The sequence below is a fragment of the Streptomyces sp. HUAS MG91 genome (assembly GCF_040529335.1).
Lineage (GTDB): Bacteria > Actinomycetota > Actinomycetes > Streptomycetales > Streptomycetaceae > Streptomyces > Streptomyces tabacisoli.
In genome coordinates this window covers 5,377,923-5,401,580 of record NZ_CP159534.1, presented here as the reverse complement: position 1 = coordinate 5,401,580, position 23,658 = coordinate 5,377,923, and the positions used below count along the sequence as shown (strand labels likewise).

The window sequence follows — 23,658 nt, the reverse complement described above, 5'->3', positions numbered from 1 at the left end:
CTAGGGACGGCGGGTGGTGCGGTGCGGCAGGTCGCGCCGGGGCGCGCACAGGACAACCCGTGTGACCCACAGGCTGTCGGTCCCGGCGGCTACGCTCGCGGCATGGCTGTCAACACGTCCCCGGACACCCCGATCCCCGTCGGTGAGGTGTCCCGGCTGATCGGCGGATGGATCGACCGGCTCGGCGCCGTGTGGGTCGAGGGGCAGATCACCCAGCTGTCCCGGCGGCCCGGTGCCGGTGTCGTGTTCCTGACGCTGCGCGATCCCTCGTACGACATCTCGGTCTCGGTGACCTGCTACCGGCAGGTGTTCGACGCGGTGGCGGACGTGGTGCGCGAGGGGTCCCGGGTCGTCGTGCTCGCGAAGCCGGAGTGGTACGCGCCGCGCGGCCAGCTCTCGCTGCGGGCCGCCGAGATCCGGCCCGTCGGTGTCGGTGAACTGCTCGCGCGTCTGGAGCAGCTGAAGAAGTCGCTGGCGGCCGAGGGGCTCTTCGCGGCCGACCGCAAGAAGCCGCTGCCGTTCCTGCCGCAGCTGATCGGCCTGGTCTGCGGGCGCGCCTCGGCCGCCGAGCGCGATGTCCTGGAGAACGCGCGGCACCGCTGGCCCGCCGTCCGCTTCGAGGTGCGCAATGTGCCGGTGCAGGGGGTGCACGCGGTGCCGCAGGTGGTCCAGGCGGTGAAGGAGCTGGACGCGCTGGACGAGGTCGACGTGATCGTCGTGGCGCGCGGCGGCGGCAGTGTGGAGGACCTGCTGCCGTTCTCGGACGAGCAGTTGGTACGGGCCGTGGCGTCGTGCCGGACCCCGGTCGTCTCCGCGATCGGCCACGAGCCGGACAATCCGCTCCTCGATTACGTCGCCGACCTGCGGGCCTCCACCCCGACCGACGCCGCCAAGAAGGTGGTGCCGGACGTCGGGGAGGAGTACGAGCGGGTGCGGTTCCTGCGGGACCGGGCCCGGCGCAGTGTGGAGGCGTTCCTCGACCGGGAGGAGCGGGGCCTCGCGGCGGCGCTGGCCCGGCCGTCGATAGAGGACCCGCACCGCATGGTCGACGACCGCGAGGCGCAGATCACGGCGCTGACCGAGCGCAGCCGCCGCACCCTCGGCCACCTCCTGGACCGGGCGGAGTCGGAGCTGACGCACACGCACGCGCGCGTGGTCGCCCTCTCCCCCGCGGCCACCCTCAAGCGCGGCTACGCGGTCCTGCAGAAGGCGGACGGCCATGTGGTGCGCGATCCGGAGGAGGCGGCGGGCGGCGAGGAGCTGCGGGCCCGGGTCGCCGAGGGCGAGTTCACCGTACGAGTCACAGAAACCAAGCGTGAGGACGGACGACAGCATGACCACGAAGGCGGCCGACGAGGCGCTCGGCTATGAGCAGGCCCGGGACGAACTGATCGATGTCGTACGGCGGCTGGAGGCCGGCGGCACGTCGCTGGAGGAGTCGCTCGCGCTGTGGGAGCGGGGCGAGGAGCTGGCGAAGGTGTGCCGGCGCTGGCTGGACGGGGCGCGGGCGCGGCTGGACGCGGCGCTGGCCGAGGAGTCCGGCGGGGACGAGGAGGCGGGCGACCCGGAGGAGGACTGACGCCGGGCACCTCCCGTGCCTCTTGTGAACAGGGTCACGAAGGTGTTTGTTGAAAGTTGAACCTCATCGGCGTAGGGTCAGGGACGTCCGTCGATCCGTACGAGAAGGTTGATCAATGTCCCTCGTTCTTGACTCCGCCGCCCAGGACCTGCTCTTCCGCGAGGCCCGCACCGCGAACACCTTCACCGACGAGCCGGTGACCGACGAGCAGGTCCAGGCGATCTACGACCTGGTCAAGTACGGCCCGACCGCCTTCAACCAGTCGCCGCTGCGCATCACCCTGGTCCGCTCCCCCGAGGCCCGCGAGCGCCTGGTGAAGCACATGGCCGAGGGCAACCAGCCGAAGACCGCCTCGGCCCCGCTGGTCGCGATCCTCTCGGCGGACAACGAGTTCCACGAGGAGCTGCCGCAGCTGCTCCCGCACTTCCCGCAGGCCAAGGACGCGTTCTTCTCCGAGCGCCCGGTCCGCGAGCAGGCCGCGCTGGTCAACGCCACGCTGCAGGCCGGCTACTTCATCATGGGCGTCCGTGCCGCCGGCCTGGCCGCGGGCCCGATGACCGGCTTCGACTTCGCCGGTGTCCAGAAGGAGTTCCTGGACGCCGACCACACCCCGCTGATGATCATCAACATCGGCAAGCCCGGCGAGGACGCCTGGTTCCCCCGCTCCCCGCGCCTCGCCCAGGACCAGGTCATCACCACGGTCTGAGCCACATCCAGGCACACGAAAGGCCCCGGCTTCCCTCAGGAGCCGGGGCCTTCTCGTATGTGCCATCTCGTCTGCGCCATCTCGTCAGGCACCGTCAGGCCGACGTGTCGCGCTCCATCTTCAGCGACTCGGCCATCTTCGTCAGGCCATCGAAGCCGGCCGTGCCGGTCACCACCGTCGTGGCGTTCTTCTGCTTCAGAACCAGGGCGTCGTACTTCTCGCCCTTGTAGCGCTGCCACTTCTCGCCGTTGATGGACTGCGCGTGGCTGGTCTCCTCGGCGCCCTGGCTCGCCTCGTCGATGAACCGGGTCGGCTTGTCCGTCGACTGCTCGACGGCGACGTACTGGCCGTCGGGGTCGAGGAAGCCGAGGTGCCAGGCCTCGTTGCCCTCGCCGTCGTAGCGCACGGAGGTCGGCTTCCACGACTTCGCCAGGCCCTCGGGGGCGGCCACCGGATAGGAGGCCGCGCGGCGGGCCGAGAGCAGCTCTACTCGGTAGTCCACGCGCTTGACAGGCGTCTCCTTGGAGTCGTCGTGCGGAACGAACACGTAGATCACGCCCGCCGCCACGACACAGACACCCAGGGACAGCACCAGGCTGCCCACCGTCTTCTTGCCATTTCTTCCTGCCACCCGCCCATCGTCGCAGGTGGCCGTTGGATCTCCGCCGGGAGGTCCCCTTTGGCGGCCCGGTATGCACACCGATGTGCATACCTGTCATGAACGTAACCGCTCATTCGTGGGGCGGTCTGCTCAGATTGTCGTACGGACGATAGAGTCGGGACACATCAACCCTCATCCGGCCGTCGTCGTATCCCGGTGAAACGCAGAAACGCCGGAACAGAAAGGTGCGTCTCGATGACCGAGCATCAGCATCACCAGCTGCCGTCCGAACTCGAGGTTCCCTCCGAGGCCCCCGACCGCAACCTCGCCCTGGAACTCGTCCGCGTCACCGAGGCGGCCGCCATGGCCGCCGGCCGCTGGGTCGGCCGCGGCGACAAGAACGGAGCGGACGGCGCCGCCGTGCGCGCCATGCGGACCCTCGTCTCCACCGTGTCGATGAACGGTGTCGTCGTCATCGGCGAGGGCGAGAAGGACGAGGCCCCGATGCTGTTCAACGGGGAGAACGTCGGCGACGGGACCGGTGCCGAGGTCGACATCGCCGTCGACCCGATCGACGGCACGACGCTCTGCGCGAAGGGCATGCCGAACGCGATCGCGGTGCTGGCCGCCGCCGACCGCGGCACGATGTTCGACCCGTCCGCCGTCTTCTACATGGACAAGCTGGTCACCGGACCGGAAGCCGCCGACTACGTGGACATCAACGCCCCGGTGTCGGTGAACATCCGCCGGGTCGCCAAGGCGAAGCGGCGCGCCCCCGAGGACGTCACCGTCGTCATCCTCGACCGGCCGCGGCACGAGGGCATCATCAAGGAGATCCGGGAGACCGGCGCCCGGATCAAGCTGATCTCGGACGGCGACGTCGCCGGTTCGATCCTCGCCGTGCGCGAGGGCACCGGCGTCGACCTGATGCTCGGCATCGGCGGTACGCCGGAGGGCATCATCTCCGCCTGCGCCATGAAGTGCCTGGGCGGGGTGATCCAGGGCAAGCTGTGGCCCAAGGACGACGAGGAGCGGCAGCGGGCGCTCGATGCCGGGCACGATCTGGACCGGGTGCTGTCCACCGACGACCTGGTCTCCGGGGAGAACGTGTTCTTCGTGGCCACCGGGATCACGGACGGGGAGTTGCTGCGCGGGGTGCGGTACCAGTCCGAGGGTGCGACCACGTCGTCCCTCGTGATGCGGTCCAAGTCCGGGACCATCCGGCAGATCGACTCGGAGCACCGGCTGAGCAAGTTGCGTGCCTACTCCGCGATCGATTTCGACCGGGCCAAGTAGGCGGGGCCCCCTTGTCCCGGGGGCGCCTTGCTCGGCGTTGTGGTTGATCGGGGTGCGGTGAGTGCGGGTCCGTCGGGGTGTTCGCGCAGTTCCCCGCGCCCCTGAAAGGCGCCTACGCGCCGTTGGGCACACTCGCGTACGGCACGTGCGGGTCGTGGGTGGTTGCTCGCGCAGTTCCCCGCGCCCCTGAAAGGCGCCTACGCGCCGTTGGGCACACTCGCGTACGGCAAGTACCGGTCGTGGGTGGTTGCTCGCGCAGTTCCCCGCGCCCCTACGGGGCGCCTACGCGCCGGTCGGGGCCGGCGCGTAGGAGGGGTGGCCGGGTCAGCCCGCCGCTGCCACCGGGCGGGTGGTGTTCTTGAGTTCGACGTCGCGGCGGCGGCGGCGTGCCAGTACCACTCGGCGCTCGGCCGCCGTCAGGCCGCCCCAGACGCCGTACGGCTCCGGCTGGAGCAGGGCGTGCTCGCGGCACTCGACCAGGACCGGACAGCGGGCGCAGACCCGCTTGGCCGCCTCCTCGCGCGCGAGGCGCGCGGCGGTGGGCTCCTTGGATGGGGCGAAGAACAGTCCCGCCTCGTCGCGCCGGCACACGGCCTCCGTGTGCCACGGTGCGTCCTGATCCCGGTCCCGCACGGGCACCCGCTGCTGCGGAACGGCGGCGACCTGCAAGGACTGATGCGGCGGATGCAGCACGGTCTACTCCTGACGACGGCTTACGGCGGCTTTCGCGAGCTTCAGAGGCAACGGGGTCGATCGGTAGACGATGCCCCAAGCTCTACCCGCTGTGTCGACGCCTATGCACTGAGTTCCGAAGCACGGGAGTTCCCGCCCGCGTACGGGAGTTCAGCCGCCGGGTGCCGCGGGATCAGCCGAAGTGCTTGCGCAGGTGCTTCTCCAGGTTCGCGATGATCTTCCCGCGCTTGGGTCTCGCCTCGATGCTGCCGAGCACCGCGGCCCCGTCGACATAGACGACCGGCGCCTCGGGCTCCGGCGCGTCCATCCCGTGCACGTCGAAGCTGCCGAGGATGCCGCCGCCGCTGCCGCGCAGCGACACGTTCTCCGGGACGCGGATGTCGACGCTGCCGAAGACGGAGACCGCCTTGATGTAGACCTGCGGGTACTCGAAGATCGCCTCGCTGAGGTCGATCTCGACGCTGCCGAACACGGCGTACGCGTGCGTGCGGCGGCCCACGCGCCAGCGGCCCCTGCGGGTGGTGGAGCTGAACACCGCCACCAGGTTCTCCCCCGGCAGCGGCGGGACGGTGCCGGGCGCCGGCTGGTCCGGCGCCGGGGCGGCGACGGACGGCCCGCTCGCGTGCGCGCCGGGCAGATCCCGGACCAGCGGCTCCAGCTCGCCCACCGTCTTGGCGCGGTACACGCCGTCGATCCGCTCGGCGTGCTCGTCCGCGTCGAGCCGGCCCTCCGCCAGCGCCTCGCGCAGGATGTCCGCGATCCGGTCGCGGTCCGCGTCGGACGCGCGCAGGTCGGTCGGTTCCGCCGCGGGGGCGCTGGGCTCTGGGCGCTTTTGAAGGTCCACGACAGCAGCGTACCCAAACGCGATAGATCGCGACTAGGGTGCGCGGGCGCCCAACCCGGCCCAACTGAGCCTTACCTCACAGGTCCGGCCGCGCGGCCAGGTTCTACGCTGGTTGGCGCTGCCACGGATGCCAGCGCTGCCAACGGCCGAAAGAGGAATGGGCGAGATGCCTGAGTTCGCGTACACCGATCTGCTCCCCCAGGGCGAGGACACCACCCCGTATCGCCTGGTGACCTCGGAGGGTGTCTCCACCGCCGAGGGGCCGGACGGCCGTACGTTCCTGAAGGTCGAGCCGGAGGCGCTGCGCAAGCTGGCCGAGGAGGCCATCCACGACATCCAGCACTACCTGCGCCCGGCCCACCTCGCGCAGCTGCGCCGCATCGTCGACGACCCCGAGGCGTCGAACAACGACAAGTTCGTGGCGCTCGACCTGCTGAAGAACGCGAACATCGCCGCGGCCGGCGTGCTCCCGATGTGCCAGGACACCGGCACCGCGATCGTCATGGGCAAGCGCGGGCAGAACGTGCTGACCGAGGGCGAGGACGAGAAGGCGCTCTCCAAGGGCATCTACGACGCGTACAAGAACCTGAACCTGCGCTACTCGCAGATGGCCCCGCTGAACATGTGGGACGAGAAGAACACCGGTTCGAACCTGCCCGCGCAGATCGAGCTGTACGCGACCGACGGCGGCGCCTACAAGTTCCTGTTCATGGCGAAGGGCGGCGGCTCGGCCAACAAGTCGTTCCTCTACCAGGAGACGAAGGCCGTCCTGAACGAGGCCTCCATGATGAAGTTCCTGGAGGAGAAGATCCGGTCCCTCGGGACCGCCGCGTGCCCGCCGTACCACCTCGCCATCGTCGTCGGCGGCACGAGCGCCGAGTACGCGCTGAAGACCGCCAAGTACGCCTCCGCGCACTACCTGGACAACGTCCCCTCCGAGGGTTCCGAGCTGGGCCACGGCTTCCGGGACAAGGAGCTGGAGGAGAAGGTCTTCGAGCTGACGCAGAAGATCGGCATCGGCGCGCAGTTCGGCGGCAAGTACTTCTGCCACGACGTGCGCGTGGTGCGCCTGCCCCGGCACGGCGCGTCCTGCCCGGTCGCCATCGCCGTCTCCTGCTCCGCCGACCGCCAGGCCGTCGCGAAGATCACCGCCGAGGGTGTCTTCCTGGAGCAGCTGGAGACCGATCCCGCGCGCTTCCTCCCGGAAACGACGGACGAGCACCTGGAAGAGGGGGATGTCGTGAGCATCGACCTCAACCAGCCGATGGACGCCATCCTCGCCGAGCTGACCAAGCACCCGGTCAAGACCCGGCTCTCCCTGACCGGCCCGCTCGTCGTCGCCCGCGACATCGCGCACGCCAAGATCAAGGAGCGGCTCGACGCGGGCGAGGAGATGCCGCAGTACCTGAAGGACCACCCGGTGTACTACGCGGGCCCGGCGAAGACGCCCGAGGGGTACGCGTCCGGCTCCTTCGGCCCGACCACGGCCGGCCGCATGGACTCCTACGTGGAGCAGTTCCAGGCCGCGGGCGGCTCCAAGGTGATGCTCGCCAAGGGCAACCGCAGCAAGCAGGTCACCGACGCCTGCGACGCGCACGGCGGCTTCTACCTGGGCTCCATCGGCGGCCCGGCCGCGCGCCTCGCCCAGGACTGCATCAAGAAGGTCGAGGTCGTCGAGTACGAGGAGCTCGGCATGGAGGCCGTCTGGAAGATCGAGGTCGAGGACTTCCCGGCGTTCGTCGTCGTCGACGACAAGGGCAACGACTTCTTCCAGAACCCGGCCCCCGAGCCGACGTTCACGCACATCCCGGTGCGCGGTCCCGGCCTGGTCTGACCCCATACCCGTCATACCCGTATCCGCCGGACGGGCCCGATGAACGGCCCGTCCGGCGTTGCGCCGGGAACACCGGCGCGGGTGCACGTGCTGTACCAGGTATGACCGACTACCGCATCGAGCACGATTCCATGGGCGAGGTCCGTGTCCCCGCCACCGCCAAGTGGCGGGCCCAGACGCAGCGCGCCGTGGAGAACTTCCCCATCTCGGGCCAGCGCCTGGAGCGCGCCCACATCGAGGCCCTGGCCCGCATCAAGGGCGCGGCCGCGAAGGTCAACGCGGACCTTGGGGTGCTCGACAAGGACATCGCCGACGCCATCGCGGACGCGGCCGCCGAGGTCGCCGACGGGCGCTGGGACGACGAGTTCCCGGTCGACGTCTTCCAGACCGGCTCCGGCACCTCATCGAACATGAACACCAACGAGGTGCTGGCCACCCTCGCCACCGAGCGCCTGGGCCGTGACGTGCACCCGAACGACCACGTCAACGCCTCGCAGTCGTCGAACGACGTCTTCCCCTCCTCGATCCACATCGCCGCGACGGCCGCCGTCACCCACGACCTGATCCCGGCCCTGGAGCACCTGGCCGCGTCGCTGGAGCGCAAGGCGGAGGAGTTCGCCGACGTCGTGAAGTCCGGCCGTACGCACCTGATGGACGCGACGCCGGTGACGCTGGGCCAGGAGTTCGGCGGGTACGCGGCGCAGGTCCGCTACGGCGTCGAGCGGCTGACCGCCTCGCTCCCCCGGCTCGCCGAACTGCCGCTGGGCGGCACGGCCGTCGGTACGGGGATCAACACGCCGCCCGGGTTCTCGCCGGCCGTCATCGCCGAGGTGGCCCGCGCCACCGGGCTGCCGCTGACCGAGGCGCGCGACCACTTCGAGGCGCAGGGCGCGCGCGACGGCATCGTGGAGACCAGCGGCCAGCTGCGCACCATCGCGGTCGGCCTGACGAAGATCGCCAACGATCTGCGGTGGGCGGCGTCGGGGCCGCGCACCGGACTGGCCGAGATCAATCTGCCGGACCTCCAGCCCGGCTCCTCGATCATGCCGGGCAAGGTGAATCCGGTCATTCCCGAGGCCACCCTGATGGTCGCCGCACAGGTGACCGGCAACGACGCGACGGTGGCCGCGGCGGGCGCGGCGGGCAATTTCGAGCTGAACGTCATGCTTCCGGTGATCGCCAAGAATGTCCTGGAATCGATCCGGCTGCTCGCGTCCGTCTCCCGGCTGCTCGCCGACCGCACGGTCGACGGCATCACCGCGAACCGGGAGCGCGCCCGCGAGTACGCCGAGTCGTCGCCGTCGGTCGTGACCCCGCTGAACAAGTACATCGGCTACGAGGAAGCGGCCAAGGTCGCCAAGAAGTCCCTCGCCGAGCGGAAGACCATCCGCGAGGTCGTCCTCGAGGGCGGATACGTCGAGCGCGGCGACCTGACCGAGGCGCAGTTGGACGAGGCGCTGGATGTCCTGCGGATGACCCGTCCGTAACGAGTGGTGGCCGGATGACGTAATCGTGACGCCGGTCGCTGTCGACGTATGCCAGCGGCACCTAATATCTGTCCATGACAGACAACGACCGGACGGGCGAGGGGCGCTGGGCGCCCGGTGAGCGGATCCTGTGGCGCTATCGCGCCAATACCGGGTACCCGGGTTCCGGGCCGGTCCACATCTGCCGTCCGGTCACCGTCGTCCAGGACACCGACGAACTGCTCGCCGCCTGGATGGCCCCCGGCACCGAGTGCGTCAGGCCGGTGCTCGCGGACGGCACCCCGCTGCACCGCGAGCCGCTGGCGACCCGCTACACCAAGCCACGCACCGTGCACCGCGACCGCTGGTTCGGCGCCGGCGTGCTGAAGCTGGCGCGCCCCGGCGAGCCGTGGTCGGTGTGGCTGTTCTGGGAGCAGGACTGGCGCTTCCGCAACTGGTACGTGAACCTCGAACAGCCGCGGACCCGCTGGTCGGGCGGGGTCGACTCCGAGGACCACTTCCTCGACCTGTCGGTGTACGAGGACCACAGCTGGCGCTGGCACGACGAGGACGAGTTCGCGCAGGCGCAGACCGTGGGCCTGATGAGCGCGGAGCAGGCCCGGCGGGTGCGGGCGGCGGGGGCGCGGGCCGTCGAGGTGATCGAGGGCTGGGGGCACCCGTTCGCCGACGGCTGGCAGCACTGGCGCCCCGACCCGGAGTGGCCGGTGCCGGAGCTGCCCGCCGACTGGGACCGTACGCCCGCGCATGTGTCCTCATGAGACCCTTGATGCGCCCCCGGGGCGGAAACGTAGGATCGTCCTCCGCAAGAGCGAGCACGCTGCAGATGTGTGGAGTTCGGGCAGCAACTCTTCGTACCCGCAGTGGGTCTGACACGATGTCAACGATGTCATCGAGGGGCGGCGGGGACCGTGGACGTGGGTGGACCGGGCGGCATGGGCCGTCAACTCAGGCGTTTCCCACCCGAGATGGCCGACAGACACCTGCCCGCAGACGTCTCCGTTCCGTGCGACGCCGGGATTCCGTTCCCTGGGCACACGTTCCGGGTATCGGCATTCCTGCGGGCACCCGAGCACCAGCTGTTCATCAACTGCCGACGCACCGGCCAGTGACACGGCGCGCAGCCCCGGACGGACGGATTCGACACGCGTGACGGAGCACTCAGCCTCTTATCAAGGCTCCCACGAAGGCCGCCACCACGGCATGGCGGCCCGCCCCGCGGACCCTCGCGCGGCTCTGCGGCACACCCCGCAGTCCGCGGCGGGCTCCGGCGGGTTACCGGAACAGCCGCGCCGCTCCGCCACGCCCGCTTCCGCCGCGGACGCCGCGGACGCCGAGCACTCGCAGCCGCGGGCGCCGTCGCCCGAGCCGGTGCGCCCCGATCCGTCCGGGCCGCCGGACCGCGCCGAGCGGCGCTCCGGGCAGCCGCGTCCGACGGGCCAGCCGGTGGCGATGCGCCGGGACGGGGACCGGCTGCGGTTCGTGGGCGCCGCGACCCGGCGGATCGCGCGCGGCATCGACCTCGACGAGATCGTGATGGGCCTGTGCCGGGCCACGGTGCCGACGTTCTCGGACGCGATCCTGGTCTATCTGCGCGAGCCGCTGCCGGTCGGTGACGAGCGCCCGACGGGCCCGATGGTGCTGCGGCTGCGCCGCGCCGACCGGATCCCGGACGCCGACGACGCCGACACCGACGGCGGCATCCTGACCGTGCCGCCCGCGCCGCAGGCCGAACTGGCCTCGGGCAGCGCCGAGTTGTGCGAGGTGCGGATCGGCGGCGCGCTCGCCGAGGTGCTGCGCGGGGTGCGCCCGGTGTTCGCGGACACGACGGCCGCGCAGGCCGCGCTGCCCGAACTGCTCGGCGGGGAGCCGTCGCTGCCGACCGGGCAGCGCGTCATCCTGGCTCCGCTGCGCGGGCGCCGCAGGGTGATCGGGGCCGCGGTCTTCCTGCGCCGCCAGGACCGGATCCCCTTCGACCCCGACGACCTGCTGGTGGCGGGGCAGCTGGCGACGCACAGCGCGCTCGGCATCGACAAGGCGGTCCTGTACGGGCGCGAGGCCTATATCGCCGACGAGTTGCAGCGCACCATGCTGCCCGAGACCCTGCCGCGCCCGACGGGCGTCCGGCTGGCCTCGCGCTATCTGCCGGCGGCCGAGACGGCGCGGGTCGGCGGCGACTGGTACGACGCGATCCCGCTGCCGGGCAGCAGAGTCGCCCTGGTCGTCGGGGACGTCATGGGGCACTCGATGACGTCGGCGGCCATCATGGGCCAGCTGCGCACGACGGCGCAGACCCTCGCGGGCCTCGACCTGCCGCCGCAGGAGGTCCTGCACCATCTCGACGAGCAGGCGCAGCGGCTCGGCACCGACCGCATGGCGACCTGCCTGTACGCGGTCTACGACCCGGTCTCGCACCGCATCACGATCGCCAACGCCGGGCATCCGCCGCCGGTCCTGCTCCATCTGGGCGGGCGTGCGGAGGTGCTGCGGGTGCCGCCGGGCGCCCCGATCGGCGTCGGCGGCGTCGACTTCGAGGCCGTGGAGCTGGACGCGCCCGCCGGGGCGACGCTGCTCCTCTACACGGACGGGCTCGTCGAGTCGCGGCTGCGCGACGTGTGGACGGGCATAGAGCAGCTGCGCGAACGGCTGGCGAACACCGCCCAGTTGACGGGCCCGGACCACCCGCCGCCCCTGGAGGCCCTCTGCGACGAGGTGCTCGACATGCTCGGCCCGGGCGACCGGGACGACGACATCGCGCTGCTCGCCGCCCGCTTCGACGGGATCGCGCCGAGCGATGTCGCGTACTGGTTCCTGGAGCCGGAGGACTCGGCGCCGTCCCGCGCACGCCGCCTGGCGCGCAGCGCGCTGACCCGCTGGGGCCTGGAGGAGCTGACCGACTCCGTCGAGCTGCTGGTCAGCGAGGTCGTCACCAACGCGGTGCGGTACGCGTCCCGGCCGGTGACATTGCGGCTGCTGCGCACCGATGTGCTGCGCTGCGAAGTCGGCGACGACGTGCCGCAGCTGCCCCGGCAGCGGCAGGCGCGCGCCACCGACGAGGGCGGCCGCGGCCTGTTCCTGGTGAACCGTCTCGCCAGACGCTGGGGCGCCACCCGGCTGTCCACCGGCAAGGTGGTCTGGTTCGAGCTGGCGCAGCCCGGGAGCGGCCCGTCGTAGGGCGCGCCGGGTACGCACGCCGAAGGGGCGCCGGAGATCTCCGGCGCCCCTTCGGCGTGCGTGGCTACTGCTCTTCTCTGCCGTTCACCGGGTTCTCCGGGATGTCGATCGTCGGGGAGTCCGTCGGGTCCGGCGGCGGCTCGGTCGTCGGGTCCTGGGTCGGCGGCTCGGTGGTGGGCTCCTGGGTCGGCGTCGTCGGCGTCTGGGTGGGCGCCTTCGTCGTCGGCGTCTGGCTCGGCGTCTGGGTCGTCGGCTCCTGGGACGGCGTGGCCGGGGCCGAGGACGTGGGTGCGACGCCCGCGCCCATGTCGGTGTCCAGGTTGAACTTGCTGTTCGCGCCGGTCGAGTTGAACATGTACTGCGCCCAGATGCGGGCCGGGAAGCTGCCGCCGTCGACACGCGGCAGTCCGCCGGCGCCCTTCATGGAGACGTGGGCGCCCTCTTCCGAGGTCTTGACGGCGCCCTCGCCGAACAGGCCCACGGACGTGACCAGGTCCGGCGTGTAGCCGGTGAACCAGGCCGACTTGTTGTCGTCGGAGGTACCGGTCTTGCCCGCCACCTGCTGGCCGTCGCGCGCCGCGTTGTCCCGGACCGACGCCTTCGCCGTACCGTCGTCGACCACGCCGGTCAGCACCGAGGTGACCGAGTCGGCGACTCCGCGCTCGACGACCCGGCCGCCGATCGCGTCCGGCAGCGGGAGCTTCTCGCTGCCGTAGGACACCGACTTCAGGATCTGCGGGGTGACCTTCTTGCCGTGGTTGTCGAGGGTCGCGTAGACCCCGGCCATCTCCAGCGGGCTCGCGCCCATGGTGCCGAGGGTCTGGGCCGCGTACGGCTTGAGGTCGTCGGAGTTCATGCCGAGCTGCTTGGCCGTCGCCATGACCTTGTCCATGCCGACGTCGATGCCCATCTGGGCGAAGACGGAGTTGATGGACTTGTTCATGGCGGTCTGGACGGTGACCGGGCCGTAGTCCCGGTCGTCCTCGTTCGGCGGGGCGAAGCCGACCTTCCTGCCGTCCTCCTCCACCGGGCGCTTGCTGGTGCCGTCGTAGCTGGTGCTGGCCTTGATCTGCTGGCCGGACTGGGTCTGCGACTGGTTCTGGAGGGCGGCCGCGAGGATCACCGGCTTGAAGGTGGAGGCCGGCTGGTAGTCGTCGCGGGTGGCGTTGTTGACGTAGTGCTGGGTGTAGTCCCTGCCGCCGTACATCGCCAGGACCTTGCCGGTCTTGGGATCGACCGAGACGGCGCCGGCCTGGACCCGGGCGTCCGCCTTCCTGGACTTCGGGTCGAGGTTGTCGGTCAGCTGCTCCCGGACCGACTTCTCCAGCTGCTTCTGCTTCTTGCGGTCGATGTTGAGGGTGATCGTGTAGCCGCCGGCCTCGAACTTCTCCTTGGGGATGTCGAGTTCCTTGATGGCCTCGGCCTTCGCGGCCTCGTAGAGGTAGCCCTCCTGGCCGGTGAGGCCGGAGGCGGCCTTCGGCTTGTGCGGCTTGGGGAAGGTCATGCCCTTGCGCTCGCTCGCGCCGAGCCAGTGCATCTCGACCATGTTGTCGAGGACGTAGTTCCAGCGCGCCTTGACGAGCTTCTTGCCGGTCGGGGTGGCGCTCGACCAGTCGTACTGGCTGGGGGCCTGGAGCAGCGCGGCGAGGTAGGCGCCCTGCTGCGGGCTCAGCTTCGAGGCGTCCTTGCCGTAGTAGGCCTGGGCGGCGGCCTGGATGCCCCAGGCGCCGCGGCCGTAGTAGCTGGTGTTGATGTAGCCGGCGAGGATCTGTTCCTTGGAGTTCTGCCGCTCCACCTTCAGCGAGATGACCAGTTCCTTCAGCTTGCGCGTGACGGTCTGGTCCTGCGTGAGGTAGTAGTTCTTCACGTACTGCTGGGTGATCGTCGAACCACCCTGCTTGCCCTTGCCGGACAGCGTGTTGAACAGGCCGCGGGCGGTGCCCTTCAGGTCGACGCCCTTGTCGGTGTAGAACGACTTGTTCTCGGCGGCGACGAAGGTGTGCTGCACCTGGGGGGAGAGCTCCGACAGCTCGACGATCTCGCGGTTGACGTCACCGGTGCGGGCCATCACGGTGCCGTCGCTGTACTCGAAGACGTTGCTCTGCAGCTTCGCCTCGTTGTTGCCGTCGGGTATGTCGATGACCATGTAGAGCACGACGAACGCGCCCATGCAGACCAGTACGGCGCCGAAGAAGGCGCCCAGGAGCTTCTTCCAGGTGAACATCCGGCGTATGAACCCCCGGTCGCCTTTGCCGCCCTTGCTCTTCCTACGGTCCATGCGCCCGCCCTCGGCACGGTGTCCCGTCGCCGGGGCGGGCGCGGCACGGCGCGCGCCACCGCGCTGCCGTGCCCGCCGCTCTTCCGCTCGGCCCATGACGTCTACCGCTCCGCATCTCGTCGTTCTCGGCGTGCTCCGGTGCGCGGATCATGCCGCACCGGCCTGTGAACCCGTCTCTTCCACCCTCAGCAGGGCCAATCAGTGCATGAAGCTAACACCGCGCCTACCGGCCAAAACCGGACTGTCCGGGCTTTTCGGGACGTGACAATCAGCACGCGCCCCAAGAGAACCGACGAGCAACAGATGCGGAAGGTTGCTGTCTGAGTTAAAGTGATATCACTTTGCTAGACAGGGTCCGCGCCACCTCCGACGCGAACCAGCAGCTCAGCGATGTTTCAGGGAAACGGGGACAGTTATGCCCGAGACGGACGCCACACCCGATGTACCGCAGATGCCCAGGACCGGCGTGCGCGAATTCACGGCCACCAGCATCGGGGGCGGTCTCGCCCTGCTGCTCGGCCTCGTCGGGCTGATCGTCGGCGCCGCGCTGGTCGCCGTCGGCGCCGGGGTCGACTCGGCCGGGGCCAAGGGCGCCCTGATCGCGGTCGGCATCGTGCTCGCGATCGCCGCGTTCTTCGCCATGAGCGGGCTGAACATGGTGGCGCCGGGCGAGGCCCGCGTCGTCCAGCTCTTCGGCCGCTACCGGGGCACGATCCGCACGGACGGGCTGCGCTGGGTGAACCCGCTCACCTCGCGCACGAAGATCTCGACGCGCGTACGCAACCACGAGACGGCCGTCCTGAAGGTCAACGACGCCTACGGCAACCCGATCGAGCTCGCCGCCGTCGTGGTGTGGAAGGTCGAGGACACCGCGCAGGCCACCTTCGAGGTCGACGACTTCCTGGAGTTCGTCTCGACGCAGACCGAGGCGGCGGTGCGGCACATCGCGATCGAGTACCCGTACGACGCGCACGAGGAGGAGGGCCTGTCGCTGCGCGGCAACGCCGAGGAGATCACCGAGAAGCTGGCCGTCGAGCTGCACGCGCGCGTGGAGGCGGCCGGCGTCCAGATCATCGAGTCCCGCTTCACGCACCTCGCGTACGCGCCGGAGATCGCCTCGGCGATGCTCCAGCGGCAGCAGGCCGGTGCCGTGGTCGCCGCGCGGCGGCAGATCGTGGACGGCGCCGTCGGCATGGTCGAGGCCGCGCTCGCCCGGATCTCCGAGCAGGACATCGTCGAGCTGGACGAGGAGCGCAAGGCCGCGATGGTCTCGAACCTGCTCGTGGTGCTCTGCGGGGACCGGGCCGCCCAGCCCGTGCTGAACACCGGGACGCTCTACCAGTGACTCCCCGTCCGCGTAAGCAGGTGCTGCTGCGGCTCGATCCCGCCGTGTACGACGCGCTCGCGCGGTGGGCCGGTGACGAGCTCCGCTCGGCCAACGCGCAGATCGAGTTTCTGCTGCGGCGGGCTCTCGCGGAGACCGGGCGGCTTCCCGGCGGGGCGGGGCCGATACCCCGCCGGGGCCGCCCGCCCAAGAGCCCGGACGGCACGGACGATTCGGCGGCCGACGGCTGAGTACGGCTGGTCGCGCAGTTCCCCGCGCCCCTGAAGCGAGCTGCGCTCGCCCAGGGGCGCGGGGAACCGCGCGATCGACGCCCACCGGCCCGCAGGTGGGTATACACCCCGGGTATACACACGGTGTACAGTCACCCTCATGTCCATCGGCCATACCCTTCTCGGGCTCCTGGAAGCCGGCCCCCGGCACGGCTACGACCTCAAGCGCACCTTCGACTCGACGTTCGGCCACGACAAGCCGCTGCACTACGGGCAGGTCTACTCGACCATGTCCCGCCTCCTGAAGAACGGCCTCGTCGAGGTCGACGGGATCGAGGCCGGCGACGGCCCGGAGCGCAAGCGGTACGCGATCACCGACGCCGGCATCACCGACGTACAGCGGTGGCTGGCGACCCCGGAGAAGCCGGAGCCGTACCTCCAGTCGACGCTCTACACGAAGGTCGTCCTCGCGCTGCTGACCGAGCGCGACGCCGCGACCATCCTCGACTCCCAGCGCGCCGAACACCTGCGCCTCATGCGCATCCTCACGGACCGCAAGCGCAAGGGCGACCTCGCCGACCAGCTGATCTGCGACCACGCCCTGTTCCACCTGGAAGCCGACCTGCGCTGGCTCGAACTGACCGCCGCGCGCCTCGACCGACTCGCCGCGGAGGTACGCCCCTCATGATGTCCACGCCCCCCGGTGCCCTGCTCACCGCCACCGATCTGCACAAGGCGTACGGCCCGACGCCCGCGCTGGACGGCGCCTCCTTCTCCGTCCACCCCGGCGAGGTCGTCGCCGTCATGGGCCCGTCCGGCTCCGGCAAGTCGACGCTGCTGCACTGCCTGGCCGGCATCGTCACCCCGGACTCCGGCACCATCACCTACGACGGCCGCGAGCTGACCGCGCTGTCCGACGCCGAGCGCAGCGCCCTGCGCCGCACGGAGTTCGGCTTCGTCTTCCAGTTCGGCCAGCTGGTCCCGGAGCTGACCTGCGTGGAGAACGTCGCGCTGCCGCTGCGGCTGAACGGCACCAAGCGCAGGGAGGCCGAGCGGCAGGCCGCCTCCTGGCTGGCCCGCCTCGAGGTCGACGACCTCGCCGCCAAGCGCCCCGGCGAGATATCGGGCGGCCAGGGCCAGCGCGTCGCCGTGGCCCGCTCGCTGGTCACGAACCCGCGCCTGCTCTTCGCCGACGAACCGACCGGCGCCCTGGACTCCCTCAACGGCGAGCGGGTCATGGAACTGCTGACCGAGGCCGCGCGCGGTGCCAACGCCGCCGTCGTCCTGGTCACGCACGAGGCCCGGGTCGCCGCCTACTCCGACCGCGAGATCGTCGTACGGGACGGCAAGTCGCGGGACATGGAGTACGCCCGATGAGCTTCCTCCGCGACCTCGCCCTCGGTATGCGGTTCGCCGTGTCCGGCGGCCGCGAGGGCTGGATCCGCACCCTGCTGACCGCCGTCGGCGTGGCCCTCGGCGTGGCCGTGCTGCTCGGCGCGGCCTCGGTGCCGACGTTCATGCAGGAGCGCAACGAGCGCGGCGACACCCGGCTGCCGGGCGTCGGCGTCGACCACGCCCTCAAGCCCGGCGACGACACGATGATCTCCGCCAGCATCTCGTCCGACTTCCGCGGCGAGTACATCAGCGGCTCGCTGCTGCGCCCCGAGGGCGCGCACCCGCCGGTGCCGCCCGGCGTCGACAAGCTGCCGGGCCCCGGCGAGATGGTGGTCTCGCCCGCCCTGAAGAAGCTGCTCGACTCCCCCGACGGCAAGCTCCTCAAGGAGCGCTACGACTACCGCACCGTCGGCACGATCCACCCGGCGGGCCTGGACAACCCCTTCGAGCTGTACCTCTACGCGGGCAGCGACACGCTCACCTACGGGACGAGCACCGCCCGCCTCGACCACTACGGGGTGAGCTACGACCGTCCCGCCCTCGACCCGAGCCTCATCGTGCTCATCGTGCTGGCCTGCGTCGTGCTGCTGGTCCCGGTCGCCATCTTCATCGCGACGGCCGTCCGGTTCGGCGGCGAGCGGCGCGACCGGCGCCTCGCCGCGCTGCGCCTGGTCGGCGCGGACGCCCGGACGACGCGGCGCACGGCGGCGGGCGAGGCACTGTTCGGCACGCTGCTCGGCCTCGTCCTCGGCGTCCTCGTCTTCCTCGCCGGACGGCAGTTGCTCGGGGTCGTGGAGATCTGGCGGCTGTCGGCGTTCCCCTCGGACTTCAGACCCGTACCGGCCCTCGCCGTCCTGGTGCTGGTGGCCGTACCCGTCTCGGCGGTCGCGGTCACGGTGTTCGCGCTGCGCTCGGTGTCGATCGAGCCGCTGGGTGTCGTCCGCGGCGGCCGCACCCGCTCCCGCCGCCTGTGGTGGCGTCTCGTGGTGCCGGCCGTCGGCGTGGTGCTGCTGCTGACGAGCGGTTCGGCGTCCTCGCTCGGCCGGTTCGGCGTCTTCCAGACCGCCACCGGCATCGCGCTCACCCTGATCGGCCTGGTCCTCGTACTGCCGTGGCTGGTGGAGGCGGTCGTGCACCGGCTGCGCGGCGGCCCCGTGCCGTGGCAACTGGCCGTGCGCAGGCTCCAGTTGCACAGCACCGGCGCGAGCCGCGCGGCGGCGGGGATCACCATCGCGGTGGCGGGCGGCATCGCCCTGCAGATGTACGTGGGCGGTATCAACGGGGACTTCAGCGAGTCCACGGGGCAGGACCCGACCCGGGCCCAGATCGGCGTCAGCGCCGATGTCGTCTCCGGCCGGACGGCCGAGAAGATCGTGCGGGAGTTCACCGGGACCAAGGGCGTGGACCAGGTGATCGGCACCATCGAGAGCTCCATGACCGCGGTGGGCGCGAAGCCCGACTCCGGCGTCGCCTCGCACACCGTGCCGCTATCCGTCGGCTCCTGCGCCACCCTGCGGGAGCTGGCGAAGCTGCCCTCCTGCAAGGACGGCGACGTCTTCCGTGCCACCGGCTCCGACTTCCCCGACAACGAAAAGGCGTTGGCCAAGGACGCCAAGCCCGGCGCCCGGCTCGTCATCGACGACGTCGAGACGAAGGCGCACTGGACCGTGCCCGGGAACGCCCGCACGGTTCCGTCCCGGCGCGCCCCGGACGGCAACCACTACGGCGGCATCCTCGCCACCCCGTCCACCGTCGACGTGCGCGACCTGGCCAACGGGATGGTGTCCGCGCAGATCCGGCTCGACCCGAACGTGCCGGACGCCGTCGAGTACGTCCGCAACACCGCCTACCGGATCGATCCGACGATGAGCGTCTCGGAGTACCGGACGGTCGAGATCAACGACGAGTACAACGCGATCCGGCGCGGCCTGTTCTCCGCCGCGGCCCTGACGATGACGCTGATCGCGGCGTCCCTGCTGGTCTCGCAGATCGAGCAGCTCCGCGACCGCAGGCGTCTGCTGTCGATCCTCGTCGCCTACGGCACCCGCCGCGCCACGCTGGCCTGGTCGGTGCTGTGGCAGACGGCGATCCCGGTCGTGCTCGGCATGGCGGTGGCGATCGGCGGCGGTCTGGCACTGGGCACCCTGATGCTGAGGATGGTCGGCTCCCCGGTCACCGACTGGCTGTCGTTCCTCCCCCTGGCGGGAGTGGCCCTGGCGGCGATCGCAGCGGTAACCCTCCTGAGCCTGCCACCCCTGTACCGCCTGATGCGCCCGGAGGGCCTGCGCACCGAGTAGCCCCGCAAGGGGCGCGGGGCTGTATCGATGTGCGGCTCCGCCGCGTGGGCGCGAGCAGCCACGACGGCGCAGCAGTCGACCACGAACGGGAACCCCATCAGGGGCGCGGGGCCGTGTCGATGTGCGGCTCCGCCGCGTGGGCGCGACCAGCCACGACGAACCCGCGGCCGGCCACGCGCAGAATCTCAACCCCCCAGTATCCGAACGGGCAACCCCCGCAGCGCGTCCCGCAGAGCAGAACCCAACTCCCGGTACTCCGCGGCGCGAGCCGCGCCGGCGCGCATGGCCAGAGCCACCCTGCGCGTGGGCGCGGGCTCGGCGAAGTACCCGGTCAGCAACTGACTGCTGCGACTGGTCTCGACGGCCACAGCGGTCCGCGGCAGCAGGGTCACCCCGAGCCCGCCGGCGACGAGTTGGACCAGCGTGGCGAGCCCGGCGGCGGTCGTGGTGACGGGAACGTCACCACGACCCGCCTCCCGGCAGATGTCCAGCGCCTGATCGCGCAGACAGTGCCCCTCGTCGAGCAGCAGCAGATTCAGCTCGCGCAGCGCCTCGCGCGGAATCCCCTCCCGCCCGCCCAGCCAGTGCTCCATCGGCGTGACGAGCACGAAGTCCTCGTCGAACAGCGGGAGTTCCTCGACCCCGGGCACCCCGAGCGGCACGGCGAGCAGCAGCAGGTCGAGCCGCCCGGCTCCGAGCCCCTCGACCAGCGACGAGGTCTGCTCCTCGTGCACCTGGAGATCCAGCTCCGGATACGTCTCGTGGACGAGCCGCAGCACGGTCGGCAGCAGATAGGGCGCCACGGTCGGGATCACCCCGAGCCGCAGCGCGCCCGTGAACGGCGCCCGGACCGACTCGGCCTCCTCCAGCAGCGCCCCGACCTCGTCGAGCACGGCGCGCGCCCGCACCGCGATCCGCTCCCCGGCGGGCGAGAGCAGCACCTTTCTCGTCGTACGCTCGACAAGGGTCACCCCCAGCACCTCCTCCAGGGCCGACACGGCTCCCGACAGGGCGGGCTGGCTCATCCCGATCGCCGCCGCGGCGTCCCGGAAGTGCAGATGCTCCGCGACCGCGGCGAACGCCCGCATCTGCGCCAGGCTCGGCTGCCTGCGCCGCCCACCTGCGGGCTTTCCCTTGCTGACGGCCACTGATAGCCACCTCCGATCAACACGACCGAGTCTAGCTATTTCCGTAATCAATGCACTCTGTGCCACGATCAATCACAGTCCAACCCACAGAAAAGTCCCCCAAAAAGGGACCTTTCTAGCTGCAAGGAGAGCGTGTGCTCACTGTCGGTGACAAGTTCCCCGAGTTCGACCTGACCGCCTGCGTCTCGCTGGAGAAGGGCCAGGAGTTCGAGCAGATCAACCACAAGACCTACGAGGGCAAGTGGAAGATCGTGTTCGCGTGGCCCAAGGACTTCACCTTCGTGTGCCCCACCGAGATCGCCGCCTTCGGCAAGCTGAACGACGAGTTCGCCGACCGTGACGCCCAGGTCCTCGGCTTCTCCGGCGACTCCGAGTTCGTGCACCACGCCTGGCGCAAGGACCACCCGGACCTGACGGACCTGCCCTTCCCGATGCTGGCCGACTCGAAGCACGAGCTCATGCGTGACCTCGGCATCGAGGGCGAGGACGGCTTCGCGCAGCGCGCCGTCTTCATCGTCGACCAGAACAACGAGATCCAGTTCACGATGGTGACCGCCGGCTCCGTCGGCCGTAACCCCAAGGAGGTCCTGCGGGTCCTCGACGCCCTCCAGACGGACGAGCTCTGCCCGTGCAACTGGAGCAAGGGCGACGAGACCCTGGACCCGGTCGCGCTGCTCTCGGGCGAGTGAACAGGAGGGTTCTGACATGGCTCTCGACGAACTGAAGTCCGCGATACCGGACTACGCCAAGGACCTGAAGCTCAACCTGGGCTCGGTCATCGGCAACTCGGACCTCCCGCAGCAGCAGCTGTGGGGCACGGTCCTGGCCACGGCCATCGCGTCCCGCTCGCCGCACGTGCTGCGCGAGCTGGCGCCGGAGGCCGAGGCGAACCTGTCGCCGGAGGCGTTCAAGGCCGCGAAGTCGGCTGCCGCCGTCATGTCGATGAACAACGTCTTCTACCGGACGCGTCACCTGCTCTCGGACAACGAGTACGGGACGATGCGCGCCGGTCTGCGGATGAACGTCATCGGCAACCCCGGCGTCGACAAGGTCGACTTCGAGCTGTGGTCGTTCGCGGTCTCCGCGATCAACGGCTGCGGGATGTGCCTCGACTCGCACGAGCAGGTGCTCCGCAAGGCCGGGGTCGACCGGGAGATCGTGCAGGAGGCGTTCAAGATCGCGTCCGTCATTCAGGCGGTGGCGGTCACTCTCGACGCCGAGGCCATCCTGGCGTAACCGGGCTTACTGGTCGGCCCCGGCACTTCCTGTGCCGGGGCCGACCTTTTTGCGTCTCGTGGTCACGTGCGGCCCGGTGGGGGCTGGTCGCGCAGGTCCCCGCGCCCCTGAAGGCATGCGCTGCGCGCGGCCCGTGCCTCAGTCTTCGGGCGCGCTCGATGGCGGGTCCACCGGGGCGACCGGGGTGGCGGTGGCGCCGCGGGGGGACGGGGCGTGGCGGAGGGAGGCCTCCTGGGACCAGCTCCGGAGGTACCCCACCACGGTGTTGGTGACGGCGACGAGCGGCACGGCGACGACGGCGCCGCCGATCCCGGAGACCATGCTCCCGGTGGCGACGGCGAGCACGACCGCCAGCGGATGCACCCGTACGGCCCGCCCGAGGATGAACGGCTGGAGGATGTGCCCCTCGATCTGCTGCACGGCGAGCACGACGACCAGCACCATCACGGCAGTGAACACGCCCTGCGTCACCAGCGCCACCACCACGGCGAGCGCCCCCGACACGACGGCGCCGACGAGCGGGATGAACGCGAACAGGAAGATGAAGACGGCGAGCGGCACCGCCATCGGCACGCCGAGGAAGAAGATGCCGAGGCCGATGAAGATGGCGTCGATGAGGGCGACTATGACGGTCCCGCGGACGTACGCGGTGAGCGTGCGCCACGCCCGCGGCCCCGCCCCCGCGATGCCCGGCCGGGCCTGCGCCGGGACGAGCTTGAGCGTCCACTCCCAGATGCGCTTGCCGTCGTAGAGCAGGAACAGCGTCGAGAACATCGCCAGCAGGATGCCGGTCATCGCCTCGACGATGACGGTGACGCCCTCCAGGCCCGCCGTGGTGATCTCGTTCGTGTTCGCGCCGATCGCGTCGCGCAGCTGCTTCGCGATGTCGTTGATCTGGTCCTCGGTGACGTGGAACGGGCTGTTGAGCAGCCACTTGCGCAACTCGTCGATGCCGTCCTGGACCTGGTCGGAGAGCGTGTCGATGTTCTCCTGGACCTGCCAGACCACGAACCAGCCGACGAGCCCCATGATGACGAAGCCGAGGATCGCGGTGAGCGCCGTCGCGAGCCCGCGCGGCACCCCGTGCCGGCGCAGCCGGGCCACCGTCGGCTGGAGCAGCGCCGTGATGAGCAGCGCCGCGACGAACGCGAACACCACCAGCTGTACGGAGCTGATGACCTTCATCAGGACCCAGAGCGCGCCCGCGAGGATCAGCAGCCGCCAGCCGGCCTCGGCGGCGACGCGCAGCCCCCAGGGCACCGCGGCGACGGGCTCGGGCCGGGACGTCACGGCCGGGGCGTAGGCGGGCGGCGCGGGCACCCGGTCGTTCGCGGGCGAGTCCGGCGCCGGTGCGGCCGCCTTCGCCGATGCCGCGGGCTGCGGTGTCGGCAGGTCGCCGTCCCCGTCCCGCTCCGCCTCGGCCCTGCGCTCGTCCAGGCGCTCGCCGACCTTGCTGATTCCGGCCCCTACACGGCCGAGCCAGCCTGGAACTCGCGACATGATCCGTCCTCTGATTTCCCCCGCGGGGGTCCCCGTGGC

At 70.7% G+C, this 23,658-nt stretch carries 21 protein-coding genes; 15 read left to right on the top strand and 6 right to left on the bottom strand.

Annotation, left to right across the window (positions count from 1 at the left end):
* Window positions 1–102 precede the first annotated feature (102 nt).
* From xseA to ABII15_RS24790, 3 genes are all read left to right on the top strand, one after another.
* Window positions 103–1,371, top strand: coding sequence for an exodeoxyribonuclease VII large subunit (gene xseA, locus ABII15_RS24800; RefSeq protein WP_353944495.1), 1,269 nt, complete (start codon window positions 103–105; stop codon window positions 1,369–1,371).
* On the top strand, window positions 1,334–1,579 hold the full coding sequence (locus ABII15_RS24795; RefSeq protein ID WP_353944494.1) for an exodeoxyribonuclease VII small subunit: 246 nt from the start codon (window positions 1,334–1,336) through the stop codon (window positions 1,577–1,579). Before xseA ends, ABII15_RS24795 begins: the two co-directional genes overlap by 38 nt.
* Window positions 1,580–1,694: 115 nt before the next feature.
* The gene (locus tag ABII15_RS24790; RefSeq protein ID WP_353944493.1) at window positions 1,695–2,285 is read left to right on the top strand and encodes a malonic semialdehyde reductase; all 591 of its coding nucleotides are present in this window, start codon (window positions 1,695–1,697) and stop codon (window positions 2,283–2,285) included.
* Window positions 2,286–2,379: 94 nt separating this feature from the next.
* On the opposite strand, the gene ABII15_RS24785 is transcribed toward ABII15_RS24790, so the two are convergent.
* Window positions 2,380–2,916, bottom strand: a complete 537-nt coding sequence (locus ABII15_RS24785) for a DUF4245 domain-containing protein (protein ID WP_353944492.1) — start codon at window positions 2,914–2,916, stop codon at window positions 2,380–2,382.
* A gap of 225 nt (window positions 2,917–3,141) precedes the next feature.
* On the opposite strand from ABII15_RS24785, the gene glpX reads away from it, so the two are divergent.
* Window positions 3,142–4,182, top strand: a complete 1,041-nt coding sequence (gene glpX / locus ABII15_RS24780; RefSeq protein WP_353944491.1) for a class II fructose-bisphosphatase — start codon at window positions 3,142–3,144, stop codon at window positions 4,180–4,182.
* 324 nt (window positions 4,183–4,506) lie between these two features.
* On the opposite strand, the gene ABII15_RS24775 is transcribed toward glpX, so the two are convergent.
* Together ABII15_RS24775 and ABII15_RS24770 are read right to left on the bottom strand one after the other, a co-directional pair.
* Window positions 4,507–4,875, bottom strand: a complete 369-nt coding sequence (locus ABII15_RS24775; RefSeq protein WP_353944490.1) for a WhiB family transcriptional regulator — start codon at window positions 4,873–4,875, stop codon at window positions 4,507–4,509.
* 172 nt (window positions 4,876–5,047) lie between these two features.
* Window positions 5,048–5,719 carry a DUF1707 domain-containing protein gene (locus tag ABII15_RS24770; RefSeq protein ID WP_353944489.1) on the bottom strand — a complete coding sequence of 224 codons (672 nt, stop codon included), beginning with the start codon at window positions 5,717–5,719 and terminating at the stop codon, window positions 5,048–5,050.
* Between the two features lie 166 nt (window positions 5,720–5,885).
* Between ABII15_RS24770 and ABII15_RS24765 the strand changes: the two genes are divergently transcribed.
* The 4 genes from ABII15_RS24765 (at window position 5,886) to ABII15_RS24750 (ending at window position 12,211) form a co-directional block, all read left to right on the top strand.
* The gene (locus ABII15_RS24765; protein ID WP_353944488.1) at window positions 5,886–7,553 is read left to right on the top strand and encodes a fumarate hydratase; all 1,668 of its coding nucleotides are present in this window, start codon (window positions 5,886–5,888) and stop codon (window positions 7,551–7,553) included.
* 101 nt (window positions 7,554–7,654) lie between these two features.
* Window positions 7,655–9,040 (top strand): class II fumarate hydratase, encoded by a 1,386-nt coding sequence (locus ABII15_RS24760; RefSeq protein ID WP_353944487.1) that lies wholly within the window; start codon window positions 7,655–7,657, stop codon window positions 9,038–9,040.
* A gap of 74 nt (window positions 9,041–9,114) precedes the next feature.
* On the top strand, window positions 9,115–9,798 hold the full coding sequence (locus tag ABII15_RS24755) for a DUF402 domain-containing protein (protein WP_353944486.1): 684 nt from the start codon (window positions 9,115–9,117) through the stop codon (window positions 9,796–9,798).
* A 442-nt stretch (window positions 9,799–10,240) separates the two neighbouring features.
* A complete protein-coding gene (locus ABII15_RS24750) occupies window positions 10,241–12,211 on the top strand; it encodes an ATP-binding SpoIIE family protein phosphatase (RefSeq protein WP_353947188.1) in 1,971 nt (656 codons plus the stop codon).
* A gap of 64 nt (window positions 12,212–12,275) precedes the next feature.
* Here ABII15_RS24750 and ABII15_RS24745 read toward each other — a convergent pair whose 3' ends face one another.
* Window positions 12,276–14,585, bottom strand: a complete 2,310-nt coding sequence (locus ABII15_RS24745) for a transglycosylase domain-containing protein (RefSeq protein ID WP_353944485.1) — start codon at window positions 14,583–14,585, stop codon at window positions 12,276–12,278.
* 319 nt (window positions 14,586–14,904) lie between these two features.
* Here ABII15_RS24745 and ABII15_RS24740 point away from each other — a divergent pair, with 319 nt between their 5' ends.
* The 5 genes from ABII15_RS24740 to ABII15_RS24720 all read left to right on the top strand — a co-directional run bounded on the left by ABII15_RS24740 (window position 14,905) and on the right by ABII15_RS24720 (window position 19,735).
* The gene (locus ABII15_RS24740) at window positions 14,905–15,834 is read left to right on the top strand and encodes an SPFH domain-containing protein (protein WP_353944484.1); all 930 of its coding nucleotides are present in this window, start codon (window positions 14,905–14,907) and stop codon (window positions 15,832–15,834) included.
* Complete coding sequence (locus ABII15_RS24735) at window positions 15,831–16,064, top strand: hypothetical protein (RefSeq protein WP_353944483.1); 234 nt, start codon at window positions 15,831–15,833, stop codon at window positions 16,062–16,064. Before ABII15_RS24740 ends, ABII15_RS24735 begins: the two co-directional genes overlap by 4 nt.
* 139 nt (window positions 16,065–16,203) lie before the next feature.
* Window positions 16,204–16,731: a PadR family transcriptional regulator gene (locus ABII15_RS24730; RefSeq protein WP_353944482.1), complete on the top strand. Its 528-nt coding sequence runs from the start codon at window positions 16,204–16,206 to the stop codon at window positions 16,729–16,731.
* Window positions 16,731–17,420 (top strand): ABC transporter ATP-binding protein, encoded by a 690-nt coding sequence (locus tag ABII15_RS24725; RefSeq protein ID WP_353947187.1) that lies wholly within the window; start codon window positions 16,731–16,733, stop codon window positions 17,418–17,420. Before ABII15_RS24730 ends, ABII15_RS24725 begins: the two co-directional genes overlap by 1 nt.
* Entirely contained in the window at window positions 17,417–19,735 is a 2,319-nt protein-coding gene (locus ABII15_RS24720) for an FtsX-like permease family protein (protein ID WP_353944481.1), read from the top strand. The genes ABII15_RS24725 and ABII15_RS24720 overlap by 4 nt, the downstream gene beginning before the upstream one ends.
* 185 nt (window positions 19,736–19,920) lie before the next feature.
* Here ABII15_RS24720 and ABII15_RS24715 read toward each other — a convergent pair whose 3' ends face one another.
* The gene (locus ABII15_RS24715) at window positions 19,921–20,823 is read right to left on the bottom strand and encodes a LysR substrate-binding domain-containing protein (RefSeq protein ID WP_353947186.1); all 903 of its coding nucleotides are present in this window, start codon (window positions 20,821–20,823) and stop codon (window positions 19,921–19,923) included.
* Between the two features lie 194 nt (window positions 20,824–21,017).
* Between ABII15_RS24715 and ABII15_RS24710 the strand changes: the two genes are divergently transcribed.
* On the top strand, window positions 21,018–21,572 hold the full coding sequence (locus ABII15_RS24710; RefSeq protein WP_018089323.1) for a peroxiredoxin: 555 nt from the start codon (window positions 21,018–21,020) through the stop codon (window positions 21,570–21,572).
* A 16-nt stretch (window positions 21,573–21,588) separates the two neighbouring features.
* Window positions 21,589–22,119, top strand: coding sequence for an alkyl hydroperoxide reductase (locus tag ABII15_RS24705; RefSeq protein ID WP_353944480.1), 531 nt, complete (start codon window positions 21,589–21,591; stop codon window positions 22,117–22,119).
* Between the two features lie 138 nt (window positions 22,120–22,257).
* Here ABII15_RS24705 and ABII15_RS24700 read toward each other — a convergent pair whose 3' ends face one another.
* Window positions 22,258–23,619 carry an AI-2E family transporter gene (locus tag ABII15_RS24700; RefSeq protein WP_353944479.1) on the bottom strand — a complete coding sequence of 454 codons (1,362 nt, stop codon included), beginning with the start codon at window positions 23,617–23,619 and terminating at the stop codon, window positions 22,258–22,260.
* Window positions 23,620–23,658 lie beyond the last annotated feature (39 nt).